Here is a 12,963-nt window from a genome sequence, read left to right on the forward strand (position 1 = left end):
CAGCGCCTTCCACCGTTTTTTACGCTGTAATCTGATCCATTGCCTGCAGAATACGCTTATCTGAAATTGGATAAGGCGTACCCAGTTGCTGAGCAAAGAAGCTGACGCGCAGCTCCTCAATCATCCAGCGGATTTCCTGTACGTCTTCGTCTTCGCGCCGTTTTGGCGGCAGCTTGTTCAGCCATTGCTGCCAGGCCTGCTGCACCTGCTCCACTTTCAGCATCTGTACACGGTCGCGATGCGGATCGATAGCCATTTTCTCCAGACGTTTTTCAATGGCCTGCAGGTAGCGCAGCGTGTCGCCAAGGCGTTTATAGCCGTTGCCGGTGACAAAACCCCGGTATACCAGACCGCTCATTTGCGCTTTCACATCAGACAGGCCAAGCGCCATCGTCATGTCCACGCGCCCTTTCAGCCGTTTATTGATATTGAAAACGGTAGTGAGAATTTGTTCTACCTGCTTCGCAATATCCACCACGGCGTCGTTAAGCTCCGCGCGCACCTTCTCATGCAGCGCGGCAAACCCTTCTTCCGTCCATACCGGGCCGCCAGCCTTGGCAATCAGCTTGTCAACGCCGCAGGAAATGCAGTCGTCAATCAAGTCCAGCACCTTGCCGTACGGGTTAAAGTACAGGCCCAGTTTGGCTTTGTTCGGCAGTTTTTCATGCAGGTATTTGATGGGCGAAGGAATGTTCAGCAGCAACAGACGGCGTAACCCGCGCCACATCGCCTGCTGTTGTTCAAGCGGGTTATCAAAGAGCCTGATCGCCACGCTCTCTTTTTCATCAACCAGCGCCGGGAAGGCTTTCATGCGGTAGTTGCCGCGTTTTTGCTCATAGCTTTCCGGCAAGCTGCCAAAGCTCCAGATATGCAGCCCGCTCTGCTCAATGCCGTCATCGGCGACGGCAGAAAGCGTTTGCTGCACTTTGTCTTTCAGACCGCCTTTCAGCTCGCTGAGATCTTTGCCTTCTTTGAGCTTTTTATTGTGCTCGTCTACCACGCGGAAGGTCATTTTCAGATGTTCGGGCACCTGATCCCAGTGCCAGTCTTCACGATCGATGGTGACGCCAGCCATGCGGCGGAATTCACGCTCTAAACTGTCGAGCAGCGGCAGTTCGAGCGGCGTGGCGCGGCCTAAAAATGCTTCGGCATAGTTTGGCGCAGGGACGAAGTTGCGGCGCACCGGTTTTGGCAAAGACTTAATTAACGCGATGACCAGTTCACGACGCACGCCCGGTATTTGCCATTCAAATCCGGCCTCTTCTACCTGATTTAACAGCGGCAGCGGAATATGCACCGTTACGCCATCGGCATCCGCACCCGGCTCGAACTGATAGGTCAGACGCAGCTTAAGATTGCCCTGATGCCAGAAGTTCGGGTAGTCAAGCTTGCTCACCTGCTCCGCCCCCTCTTTTATCAGCATGCTCTTTTCAAAATTGAGCAAATCCGGCGTGTCTTTGCTGACTTTTTTCCACCAGCTATCGAAGTGGCGGGCGGAAATCACGTCGTGGGCGATGCGCTGGTCGTAAAACTCAAACAGCGTGTCGTCGTCCACGAGAATGTCGCGGCGGCGGGATTTATGCTCCAGCTCTTCCACTTCATTGCGGAGTTTGAGGTTTTCACGGAAAAACGCATGGCGCGTTTGCCAGTCGCCTTCAACCAGCGCGTGGCGGATAAACAGCTCCCGGCACAGCGCCGGGTCAATCTGGCTGTAGTTTACGCTGCGCGCGGCAACAATCGGCAGGCCGTAAAGCGTGACCTTTTCGGTTGCCATTACCGCGCCCTGCGATTTCTCCCAGTGCGGTTCGCTGTATGAGCGTTTGAGCAGATGCTGCGCCAGCGGTTCAACCCATTCAGGATCGATGCGTGCGGCAATGCGGCCCCACAGGCGGCTGGTTTCCACCAGTTCCGCAACCATCGTCCATTTTGGCGGCTTTTTGAATAAGCCGGAGCCCGGGAAGATGGAGAAACGAGCGTTACGCGCGCCGGTGTACTCTTGTTTATCGGCATCTTTCTGGCCGATATGGGAAAGCAGGCCGGTAAGCAACGCGCAGTGAACCGAGCGGAAATCCGCAGGTTCGCTGTTGACCGGCAGGCCCAGCTCTTTGACGACCTGGCGCAACTGGGTGTAGATATCCTGCCATTCGCGCACGCGCAGGTAGTTGAGGTAATCCGTTTTGCACAGGCGGCGAAACTGGTTCGACGAGAGCGCTTTTTGCTGTTCGCCCAGGTAGTTCCAAAGGTTCACGTAGGCCAGGAAGTCGGATTCTTTGTCGTGGAAGCGGCGATGTTTTTCATCGGACGCCTGCTGCTTGTCCATCGGGCGTTCGCGCGGGTCCTGAATAGAAAGCGCGGAGGTGATAATCATCACTTCCCGCACGCAGCCGAATTTCTGCGCTTCGAGCACCATGCGCGCCAGGCGCGGGTCAACTGGCAGTTGGGAAAGCTGGCGGCCGGAAGGCGTTAATTTGTAAACGCTATGGTCTTCATCGCTGGTAATCGCGCCCAGCTCTTCGAGCAGGCGCACGCCGTCCTGAATATTGCGTTTATCCGGCGCTTCCACAAACGGAAACGCGGCGATATCCCCAAGGCCAAGCGCGGTCATTTGCAGAATAACGGACGCAAGGTTGGTACGCAGGATTTCCGGGTCGGTAAACTCCGGGCGCGACAGAAAATCATCTTCTGAATAAAGACGAATACAGATCCCTTCCGAGACGCGTCCGCAGCGGCCTTTACGTTGATTGGCGGAAGCCTGAGAAACCGGTTCAATCGGCAGGCGCTGCACTTTGGTGCGGTAGCTGTAGCGGCTAATTCGCGCCGTGCCCGGATCGATGACGTATTTAATGCCCGGCACGGTAAGCGAGGTTTCCGCCACGTTGGTCGCCAGTACGATGCGGCGGCCAGCGTGGGACTGAAACACGCGGTTTTGCTCGCTGTTCGACAGGCGCGCATATAAAGGAAGCACTTCGGTGTGCGGCAGATTCAGCTTATTGAGCGCATCGGCCGTATCGCGAATTTCACGCTCGCCGCTCATAAAGATAAGGATATCCCCTGCGCTTTCGCGGCCCAGCTCGTCCACGGCGTCGAAAATAGCCTGTAGCTGGTCGCGATCCGTATCGTCCGCATCTTCAACAATCGGGCGGTAGCGCACTTCCACCGGATAAGTTCGGCCAGACACTTCGATAATCGGCGCGTTGTTGAAATGACGCGAGAAGCGTTCCGGGTCGATAGTAGCCGAGGTAATAATAATTTTCAGGTCGGGACGACGCGGCAGAAGTTCGCGCAGGTAACCGAGCAGGAAGTCGATATTCAGGCTGCGTTCGTGCGCTTCATCAATGATGATGGTGTCGTACTGCATCAGCAGACGATCCTGCTGAATTTCCGCCAGCAGGATGCCGTCGGTCATCAGCTTGACCATGGTATTTTCGCCAACGTGGTCGGTGAAACGCACTTTATAACCGACGCAGCCGCCCGGCTCGGTTTGCAGCTCTTCCGCAATGCGATTGGCAACGGTACGCGCCGCCAGACGACGAGGCTGCGTATGGCCGATAAGCCCTTTTACGCCGCGCCCGAGCTCCATGCAGATTTTAGGCAACTGGGTTGTTTTACCCGAACCCGTTTCCCCGGCGACAATCACCACCTGGTTGTCGCGAATGGCTTCCAGAATATCCTGTTTCTTCTGGCTGACCGGCAGGTTTTCCGGATAGGTGATTTCCGGACGCGCCGCTTCGCGCAGCAGAACCTTACCGGCTGCCGCCTCTATCTCCTGGGCCAGCGCGTCAAACACCGCCTGTTGGGATTCAGGATTTTTCACCTTCTTCGCGCCATGAATGCGGCGAGAAAACCGCTGGCGGTCGCGCAACATCAGGTTTTCTAAACGGGAAGATAATGAGTTGACTGAAGGTTTTGTATTTTGCATAGCGTCATCGTCATGGCAGAGCACTGCCGGAAAAGTCTTTTTCGTGAATTGTCCGTAGATTACCACATCGTCTTCCCCGACGCCTTGTTCAATAAAATCGAACATAGAGTTCGATATATTGCGCTATCACTGCAATCGGATTGTGAATACAGTAAGTCCCAGCGAACGGGCAATCTGTCCGAATGACCAAAAACAAAGGAATCACCCATGAGCAAAGTATTAGTTCTTAAGTCCAGCATCCTGGCAGGCTACTCTCAGTCAAATCAACTGTCCGACTATTTTGTTGAACAATGGCGCGAGCAGCACACCGCGGACCAAATCACCGTGCGTGATTTAGCGGCAAACCCGATTCCTGTGCTGGATGGCGAGCTGGTCGGCGCGCTGCGTCCAGGCGATGCAGCCCTGACGCCACGCCAGCAAGAAGCGCTGGCGCTGTCTGATGAACTTATCGCCGAGCTGAAAGAGCATGACGTCATCGTGATGGCCGCGCCAATGTATAACTTCAACATTCCTACCCAGTTGAAAAACTATTTTGACCTGGTAGCGCGTGCTGGCGTGACCTTCCGCTACACCGAAAAAGGCCCGGAAGGCCTGGTAACCGGTAAACGCGCGGTTGTCCTGACCAGCCGCGGCGGCATCCATAAAGATACCCCAAGCGATCTACTGGTTCCTTATCTGAACCTGTTCCTGGGCTTTATCGGTATTACCGACGTGAACTACGTGTTTGCTGAAGGTATCGCTTATGGGCCGGAAGTGGCCACTAAAGCGCAAACCGACGCAAAAGCAGCGATCGACAGCATCGTCACTGCTTAATTCGCAAAAGACTGACCGGGGCGGCAAAAGCAATTTTGCCGCCTTTTTTATTCGCCGTAACTGACATCACGCTTAACGCAGCCCTGGTTGCTGAAGGGCTAAATAAAGTCTATATTTGGTCTTGACCTCAAAAGGCAGAGTGAATTTATGCGAGTTGAAACGATCAGTTACGTGAAAAAAAATGCGGCCTCTCTTGATGTGTCCGAACCTATCCTGGTTACCCAGAACGGTGTGCCGGCATACGTCATCGAATCCTATGCAGAACGACAAGAACGTGAAAACGCCATTGCTCTTCTCAAGCTAATGGCCCTGTCTGAAAAAGATAAAGCTGAGGGAAAAGTTTTTTCAAAAGAAAATTTACTGGCAGATCTTGGGATTAATAAAGAATAAGCAGAGACTTATATGGATGATAAGAAGTTCGTTATTAAGTACACCCAAACGGCAAAGGATAGCATTGGCACCCTGGTAAATTTTTTAAAATCCGCTGGCGTTAATTTACAGGTTATTAGCGCCACGCTGGATTGCTTTGAGAAAAAGGTAAAAGAATTTCCACAGGGCTGCCAGGTCTGCCCAGCGTTGTTAAAATTAGGTTGTGCTAAATACAGGGAGTGTAATACCGAAGAAGGTTATCGAATTTTGTACTCGGTAGATGATACGGTCATTACCGTTCATGTCATGCTGGCGCAGCGCCAGGATATCAAACAACTTCTTTTTAAACGGCTTATCCAGGCCTGATAACGTTTTCCTTACCTGATTATTCACACCGGCTTATCGTAGTCTGGCCTGAAAGCAGGCTAGCCCAATTCCTGAATTTATAGCTATGCTTAGGTCAATTTTAGCCCGAGGAGAGCAACATGCAGGACTGGAACCCGGCGCTTTATCTGCAGTTTGAAGCAGAACGCACCCGCCCGGCGGCCGAACTGGCCGCGCGTATCAATCATCCTTTTGCCGCACAGATTACCGATTTAGGCTGCGGGCCGGGCAACAGCACCGCGCTTTTGCATGAGACGTGGCCGGATGCGGCGATAACCGGGCTGGATAACTCTCCCGCCATGCTCGAAAAAGCGCGAGCAACGCTGCCGGACTGTCAGTTTGAGCAGGCCGATATCGCTAACTGGCAACCCTCAGTTAAACAGGATGTGATTTACGCTAACGCCTCCTTGCAGTGGCTCGGCAACCATCGCGCTTTGTTTCCCCATCTGGCCGCGCAGCTTGCGGAAAGCGGCGTGCTGGCGGTGCAGATGCCGGACAACTGGCAGGAGCCAACGCATGCGCTGATGCGTCAGGCGGCAGGTGAACTGGGTCATCCTCCGGCAGGGCGTGAAGCGCTCCTGGCGCCCAACGAGTATTACGATCTGCTGACCGAAGCAGGTTGCCGGGTGGATATCTGGCGCACCACTTACTTCCACGTGATGCCTTCACACCGCGCGATTATCGAATGGCTCGGCTCCACCGGCCTGCGGCCCTGGCTTGTAAATCTGGACGCCATACAACAGGAAGCTTTTTTGCAGCGTTATCATCAGCTTTTACAGCAGGCTTACGCGACACAAAAAGACGGCAACGTGCTGATGCTGTTCCCTCGCCTGTTTATTGTTGCGCGCAAAGCCTGAAGCGTTGCGCCCTGCTGACGAAGCGTTTCTATGTCCTGCAAGGGCGCGGCACCAAACGAGCGACGGTATTCGCGATTAAACTGCGAGGCGAGCTTTTAGCGCTCCGGGCGATGACACAGATACCAGATCCCGGAAAGCAGGCAAATGATGTAGCCAAACATTTCCGTACCCTCTTCCACCATGTTCTTCACCAGGCGGTTATAGCCGTCGAGCATCAAACCTTCCCATAGCTCATGCATCCCGAACAGGCGCGAGAAAACCATCACGCACAGCAGGCCGGCAAGCATCATGCCGTAAGCGGGATGGCGCATAAACGCCGCCAGGCCCTCCAGCGCTTTGGATTTGTTTCGCAAAGCATAAGAGACGCAGGCAAAGGTTGTAAACAGTGCGAACCAGACCCAGGAGCCATGAAAGATTTGATCAAAGGCGAAATCAAGTTCGCGAATTAACATACAGGTAAAAAATCCGCCAATTAAGACGCTGCTGTGACGCCGCGACGGCACTTTTTTGGCGTGTCCAAAAAACAGCAGCGCAAGGAGGAGCAAAATGCTTTCCTGAACAATTTCAGTAAAGGAGTTTTCACGAACAAAATCATGGAACCAGATGACATCGCTAAAAAGAATTAATACGCCTGACGCCACGGCCAGCGCGCAAAGAATAATCAGGAAAAGACGCTTCAATATAAAAGTAATATGCATAAGTCTTGTGAATTATAAAAAGGTTATTATGCATTATATTAATAGATTTGGATTCACCATCCGTGCTTTGCGTCCATCATTAATTAGCGCAAAGGCCGCGCACGGCGGCCTTTCACGTAAGTTTAGCGGCTGGCCATGTATTGCAGACGACGACTACGAAGCGCGTCGTAACACCAGTTATAGATGACCGTGTACGGCAGAAAGAACAGGAAGAAACCTATTTCGATCATAAATGCTTTCAGCAAAGAAATATCCAGCATCCAGGCGGCAAGAGGCAGCCCAATTAAAATAAAGCCGCCTTCAAATCCCAGCGCATGCGCCATGCGCAGCGGCAGACGGCGTTTGCGCCCGACCGGGAAAAATTTGTCGAACCCGGCGTTATAAATGATGTTCCACACCATCGCTACGGTGGAAAGCATAATAGCTAAAGCGCCCATCTGGAACAGAGGCTTATCCAGCAACCACGCCGCGATGGGCGCACAGATGCCGATGGCGATAATTTCAAAACCGACCGCATGCAGGATGCGTTCACCGAAGGTTCTTTTTTGCTGTTGCATAGTTAATTGCTCCAAAAATGGGGTTCTTCATCCTATTTTCATCACAATTATTGATAGAATGAAATGAACAACCATCGATAAAAGCGATAGAAGATGCAATATTCCCCGGAATCACTCGACGCTTTTTTGCAGGCTGTGGAAACCGGTTCGTTTTCCGCCGCGGCCCGCAAGCTGAAAAAAAGCCAGTCCACTATCAGTACCGCGATAGCTAATCTGGAGGCGGATCTCGGCATTGCGTTATTCGACAGGCAAAGTCGCCAGCCGGTGCTGACGCCGCAGGGCCAGCGCGTTCTGCCCTATGTGCAATCGATCATCGCCGCCAGCGAAAGGCTGGATGAGGTATCGGTGCGTCTGGCCGGGAATATCGAACCGCGCCTGAGCTTTGTGCTCTCGGATCTGTGGCAAACGTCGCATCACGAATCCATACTTAAGCGTTTTTCGGAGCGCTTTCCCGATATCGAATTTGAATGCCTGATAGCCGAAGACGAAGACGTCATTGATTTGATCCAGACGGGGCGAGCGCATGTCGGCGTGCTACGTGTGCAGGAGCGTTATCCGGTAGATGTGACGGTGGCGCGTTTGCAGGTGGGCGCGCAAATGGCGATTTATATCCATAAGCAGCACGAACTGGCCTCCCTGCAATGGGTAGAAATGGAAAAGCTGCATACGTTTCGCCAGCTTTGCCTGAAAACTTATAAAGATCCTACGCGCAACATGGGCGGCGGCCCGGTATGGTCTTCTCCTTCTTTGCTGATGCTGCTCGAAATGGCCGAACAGGGATTCGGCTGGGGAATTTTGCCGCGCTGGCTGGTGGAGCAGTTCGGCCACGGCGTGCTGCAAGAGCTGCCCGTCGCCGGCTGGCCGCAGCATATTGACGTGGACGTGATGTGGTCCAATAAAGAGCCGCCCGGCGCGGCCGGACGTTGGATTATCGACAGGCTGCGGGAGCAGCAAGCATAGCGATGAACAGGACGGTATATGGTATACTGACCTTCCCGGAGAATTTTCATAATGAAGTCAGACGACACGCTGGACTGGTATCCTGCCCAGCTTCCCCCGGTCAAAATAATACTTGGCAACGCGATACTGGAAGTCTGTAAATCAGGCCGCCCAATCAATACCCGCACCCTGCTTGAATATTTGCAGGTCACTCAATCACAGCAAAAACGCCGTGATGATAAAGTTGCTATGCAAACTGCAATAGACGTTTTACGCGATAACCAGAGATTACACGGCAGGAATTGAGCGATAAGCGCGGATCGCCTGCCCGTTGAGGGCATTTCTTAATCAAATGCGTGGTATGATGGCGCTCAACCAATGAGAGGTTAAACGTCATGTCATTCTTTGCTGATGTAATGAATCGTATCAATGACAAAGCCACAGGCACCGTTACCTGCCCTGAATGCGGCAAAAAATCAAAACATCCCACCATTAAAATTCGTCGCCAGCAGGCTTTGCTTTGCCCGTCATGCAAATCGCTCTTTGTGGTTCATTCGAAATGATTTAAGGGCTTCGTTATTTTCTAAACGGCGGAAAAAAAACCACTGCAAAAGCAATGGCTTCTTCACAACAGAAATCAATGAATACCGAGTCGGTACGCGTGGGAGATCTCTTCGCGAAGTTCGAGGGAGGTCAGTTCCATCAGATCGGCAAATTCCAGCTTGAGTTGCTTAAAACGAATCAGGTACTGGGCTGGCGTCAGATTTTCTTCTTCACGGCGGAGATACTCAAACGCAAGCGTGGTCGGGGTTATGTCAGTATTCATTGCAATCCTCAGTCTGTTCGTGATGAAAACGTTACAAGAATACCACGAACAGACTGTTCAAAAAACCGCCAACCTATGCGCCTGCGTTTTATTTTAAACTTTCCGGCAGGGTAACGACCCAAAGTTCATTAAGAGATTCAGGCTCATCCAGCGGCCTGAGCGCGATTTTGGCGGCGGCTTCTTTGCCGTTTAAAGTCAGATGGCCTTTGCCGTCCACTTCATAATCGTCCGCTTTCGTCGCGCTGCCTTCCGGATTATCCAGTACCGCCTGCAGGCCAAAATCGTTGTCGTTGATCACCGCAATGGTCTGGTTATCAATAATCGTCATCCCCTCCGCTTTTTCCTGCTGCCAGCCCAGTTTGCGTAAATCAACGAGCTCTTTTTTGCCAGCGAGTTTAATACCGCGAGCTTTTAGCTGTTCCGCATCGTCGAATTCCGGCGCTTTTTCTTTATCAAAGTCGCTTAAATCGCTGGCCTGGGACAAATCGACCACATAAACCAGATTGCGCATTTCTTTGTTTTTATCGCCGCCTTGTTCAATTAACAGCAGGCGATTATCATCCAGCGCCACGATGTCGCCAATTTTGGCGTCTTTGGCCTTTTTATAGACCTCCACATCAATTGGATATCCGTACATCGCGGTTTTACCGCTTGCCGGATCGATACTGACCAGGCGGGTAAACAGCGCGCTGTTTTTACTTTTGCCGTCAATATCCAGCGTGCTTTGTACCGCAGCGATAATACGCCCGTCCGGCATGCGGGTAATGCCTTCAAAACCACGGTTTGCCTGACGCCACTTAATGATATTAGGTAAACCGCCCGCCACGCCCTGTTCCGCCTGCGGGCCGTACTGCTTCAGAATTTTGCCTTGCGCATCGATATTAACGATAAACGGGCCGTATTCATCACACAGCCAGTAGCCTCCTTTGCCATCCGGCGTGATGCCTTCGGTGTCGAGGCCACGTTTGTCGCTCGGCAACTGCTGCAATGTGTCGTCCAGCGCGATTTCATTCGTTGCGCCAATCAACCCTTCCGGCAGCGGTAAGCCGCTGACTGGCCCCCGATCGTCATGCAGAGCATGCGCATCTGTCGCCTGCGCTTTGCCGTCGCCGACGCGGATCGTCATCAGCAGCGGCGTAAATTTCGGGTTAGCGAAAATCTTGGAATCCTTCTTACCTGCTTTTGGCGAATCGGCATTAGGGCCGCGATCTGTCACTGTCGCAAAAATCAGATCGCTGCCCTCTTTGCGCACAAACTGCAGGCCAGAGCCCACGCCAACCGGCAACCCATCCGGAAAAGCGCTGGCATACGCCCCTTGATATTCCACACGATCGTTTTGCGGAAAGGTGACAACGTAACGGTCAACGTGAAATTCAGCCGCCTGGCAAGCCCAGGGAAAAAGACAGGTGAATAATAGTGCGGGTGCTTTTAATTTCATGCTTTTACGCATCCTTTGATATTGAGTCACCGTTTTATAAAACAGTCAGATGACACAAATATGACGCCCACCCGCCCGCGCTTCACAAGATAAATAAACCTTCCGCCATTTCTGCCGATATTAAAGGAAGCAGCGGTGATTCGTCCGGGTCATCGGTATTAGTAAACGAGAATATTCTATTGATCTAAGGATCTTTTATGTCAGTCAGGCGTTTTTCTATTTTAGTTTTCAGCATCTTACTTATTATCTTTTTAGCCAGTACCGCCTCAAATATCTGGTCGCTCACCCGCAGTAATCAGTCGCTGGATAATGTGAACCGCGAAATTCGCGTGGTGTTGTCGGTTATCGATCCGATTAACCACAGCCGCACTCTGCGCGTGCGGGCGCTTGAGGCGATGGAAGAGATGCAGCGCGGCCGCGCCGAACAGGCACAACAGGCGCTTGAAGGCGCAAGGACGGTATTGGGTAAAACTAACGATGCCTTCCAGGCCTATCTGCAGGCGCCGAAACAACCCGGCGAGCAACCTCTCGCCGACGCGTACCAGGCCGCGTTTCTTGCTTATCGCAACGAGGGTTTGCAGCCGTTGCTCGACGCAGCTTCAGCCAATGACAAACAGCGTGTGAACGATTTGGTGACGATGACCATACCCGCCCTCGATCGCCAGTACGAAATTACGCTGGATAAGCTTCTGGCTTTCCGCGAGCAGTATGCGCAGCAGCTTAACAAAGATGCGCAGTCCCGGTTCAGCTCAAGCCTGCTGCTGATTGCGATATTTGCCGTACTGTTTATCGCCATTCTGGCGGGTATTTACGTCCTGCTGAAATCTCGCCTGCTCAATGAGTTAGACCGCGCCAAAAAGCACTGCAGCGAAATTGCCAGCGGGCAGTTGCATACGCCTGTCGTGGCTCGCGCTAAAGATGAAATCGGTGAAATGATGCGCACGCTGGAGCAAATGCGCCAGTCGCTTGCGCACATCATCGGCCAGGTTCGCGAGTCCAGCCAGACTGTCGCCTACGCCTCAGAAGAGATTGCCGCCGGCAATACCGACCTCTCCTCCCGAACCGAAGAACAGGCCGCATCTCTGGGCGAAACGGCCGCCAGCATGGAGCAGTTGACGGTCACCGTGAAACAGACTTCTGAGAACTCTCGGCAGGCAAATTCGCTGGCAGACGGCATGCTGGTTGCGGCAAATGACGGCAATACTATTGTGGAGGAAGTGATTAGCTCGATGCGTAATATTGAGTCCAGCTCCGGCAAGATAGACAGCATCATCAGCATTATTGAAGATATCGCCTTCCAGACCAATATTCTTGCGCTCAACGCCGCAGTGGAAGCCGCGCGTGCCGGGGAACAGGGCCGCGGATTTGCGGTTGTCGCCTCAGAAGTGCGTAACCTTGCCCAGCGTTCTTCCGTTGCGGCCAAAGAAATCAAAGACCTGATTGAGCTTTCCGGCGAACAGGTCAACCGTGGCAGTTCGCTGGTTAATAAAGCGGGCGAAAGCATGCAGCGCATTTCCAAAGCCATTAAAGAAGTAACCACGCTAATGGAACATATCGCCGTTTCCACAAGCGAACAGAGCACGGGCATTGAGCAGATTAATCAGGCCGTGGTGCAGATGGACGTTGTAACACAGCAGAATGCGGCTTTGGTTGAGGAAGCTTCTGCGGCCGCGATGTCGCTGAAAGAACAGTCGCAAATGCTTAACGAAACGGTGGCGGTGTTCAAACTGGCATAAGCGATATAGCGATAGCCGCGCCCGGGGATTGTCGTTCGTCTCCAATCTGATTTATGTAGCCGCCCGCCGCTTCAGCGGCTGCATAAATCCCCTGTCGCCGGCTACTTTCTCATCCACTGCCCGTTAATGCCGCGCACATATTCGCCCGGCTGCGCGCGCGTCACCAGTTTTTGTCCGGCGAGCTTTGCGACCTCATCCACGGAGATATTATTGCTGTCGGCCAGTTGTTGATAATGGGCCGCCCTTGCCTCGTTAATGCTTTTCACCAGCGCCAGCGCCTCTTTATTCTGCCTGACGGGCGCGATATAGCCGCTCAGCGTTTCCCCTACCAGCCCCTGCTGACGAGCCTCATTCAATGTTAAGGCCAGCAGCGGTTGACTGAACAGCAGGGTAACAATCAGCGCGCCTTTGATTAGGGTTTTCATTA

Annotated in this window: 14 protein-coding genes; 8 read left to right on the forward strand and 6 right to left on the reverse strand. The window is 52.9% G+C overall.

Annotation, left to right across the window (positions count from 1 at the left end):
- Positions 1-19: 19 nt before the first annotated feature.
- Positions 20-3,919, reverse strand: coding sequence for an ATP-dependent RNA helicase HrpA (hrpA, locus tag MUA00_RS19205; protein WP_271125016.1), 3,900 nt, complete (start codon positions 3,917-3,919; stop codon positions 20-22).
- Positions 3,920-4,126: 207 nt separating this feature from the next.
- On the opposite strand from hrpA, the gene azoR reads away from it, so the two are divergent.
- The 4 genes from azoR to tam all read left to right on the forward strand — a co-directional run bounded on the left by azoR (position 4,127) and on the right by tam (position 6,342).
- Positions 4,127-4,732: an FMN-dependent NADH-azoreductase gene (gene azoR / locus MUA00_RS19210; RefSeq protein WP_271124591.1), complete on the forward strand. Its 606-nt coding sequence runs from the start codon at positions 4,127-4,129 to the stop codon at positions 4,730-4,732.
- Positions 4,733-4,879: 147 nt separating this feature from the next.
- On the forward strand, positions 4,880-5,122 hold the full coding sequence (locus MUA00_RS19215; protein ID WP_271124592.1) for a type II toxin-antitoxin system Phd/YefM family antitoxin: 243 nt from the start codon (positions 4,880-4,882) through the stop codon (positions 5,120-5,122).
- A gap of 12 nt (positions 5,123-5,134) precedes the next feature.
- Complete coding sequence (locus MUA00_RS19220) at positions 5,135-5,467, forward strand: type II toxin-antitoxin system RelE/ParE family toxin (RefSeq protein WP_271124593.1); 333 nt, start codon at positions 5,135-5,137, stop codon at positions 5,465-5,467.
- Between the two features lie 119 nt (positions 5,468-5,586).
- Positions 5,587-6,342 carry a trans-aconitate 2-methyltransferase gene (tam, locus tag MUA00_RS19225; RefSeq protein WP_271124594.1) on the forward strand — a complete coding sequence of 252 codons (756 nt, stop codon included), beginning with the start codon at positions 5,587-5,589 and terminating at the stop codon, positions 6,340-6,342.
- Between the two features lie 95 nt (positions 6,343-6,437).
- On the opposite strand, the gene MUA00_RS19230 is transcribed toward tam, so the two are convergent.
- Both MUA00_RS19230 and MUA00_RS19235 read right to left on the reverse strand, forming a co-directional pair.
- The gene (locus tag MUA00_RS19230) at positions 6,438-7,040 is read right to left on the reverse strand and encodes a hypothetical protein (protein ID WP_271124595.1); all 603 of its coding nucleotides are present in this window, start codon (positions 7,038-7,040) and stop codon (positions 6,438-6,440) included.
- Positions 7,041-7,162: 122 nt separating this feature from the next.
- Positions 7,163-7,597: a multidrug/biocide efflux PACE transporter gene (locus MUA00_RS19235; protein ID WP_271124596.1), complete on the reverse strand. Its 435-nt coding sequence runs from the start codon at positions 7,595-7,597 to the stop codon at positions 7,163-7,165.
- Positions 7,598-7,690: 93 nt separating this feature from the next.
- Here MUA00_RS19235 and MUA00_RS19240 point away from each other — a divergent pair, with 93 nt between their 5' ends.
- From MUA00_RS19240 to MUA00_RS19250, 3 genes are all read left to right on the forward strand, one after another.
- Positions 7,691-8,557 (forward strand): LysR family transcriptional regulator, encoded by an 867-nt coding sequence (locus tag MUA00_RS19240; protein WP_271124597.1) that lies wholly within the window; start codon positions 7,691-7,693, stop codon positions 8,555-8,557.
- Positions 8,558-8,608: 51 nt separating this feature from the next.
- Positions 8,609-8,842, forward strand: a complete 234-nt coding sequence (locus MUA00_RS19245) for a hypothetical protein (RefSeq protein ID WP_271124598.1) — start codon at positions 8,609-8,611, stop codon at positions 8,840-8,842.
- Positions 8,843-8,931: 89 nt separating this feature from the next.
- Complete coding sequence (locus tag MUA00_RS19250) at positions 8,932-9,099, forward strand: YnfU family zinc-binding protein (protein WP_271124599.1); 168 nt, start codon at positions 8,932-8,934, stop codon at positions 9,097-9,099.
- A gap of 74 nt (positions 9,100-9,173) precedes the next feature.
- Here MUA00_RS19250 and MUA00_RS19255 read toward each other — a convergent pair whose 3' ends face one another.
- A complete protein-coding gene (locus MUA00_RS19255; RefSeq protein ID WP_271124600.1) occupies positions 9,174-9,362 on the reverse strand; it encodes a YdiH family protein in 189 nt (62 codons plus the stop codon).
- 88 nt (positions 9,363-9,450) lie between these two features.
- Complete coding sequence (locus MUA00_RS19260; RefSeq protein ID WP_271124601.1) at positions 9,451-10,800, reverse strand: esterase-like activity of phytase family protein; 1,350 nt, start codon at positions 10,798-10,800, stop codon at positions 9,451-9,453.
- A 197-nt stretch (positions 10,801-10,997) separates the two neighbouring features.
- Between MUA00_RS19260 and MUA00_RS19265 the strand changes: the two genes are divergently transcribed.
- On the forward strand, positions 10,998-12,536 hold the full coding sequence (locus tag MUA00_RS19265; protein WP_271124602.1) for a methyl-accepting chemotaxis protein: 1,539 nt from the start codon (positions 10,998-11,000) through the stop codon (positions 12,534-12,536).
- 101 nt (positions 12,537-12,637) lie between these two features.
- Here the strand turns inward: MUA00_RS19265 and MUA00_RS19270 are convergent, their stop codons facing one another.
- Positions 12,638-12,961, reverse strand: coding sequence for a YdbL family protein (locus MUA00_RS19270; RefSeq protein ID WP_271124603.1), 324 nt, complete (start codon positions 12,959-12,961; stop codon positions 12,638-12,640).
- Between the last annotated feature and the right edge of the window lie 2 nt (positions 12,962-12,963).

The organism is Dryocola boscaweniae (assembly GCF_025215095.1).
Classification (GTDB): domain Bacteria; phylum Pseudomonadota; class Gammaproteobacteria; order Enterobacterales; family Enterobacteriaceae; genus Dryocola; species Dryocola boscaweniae.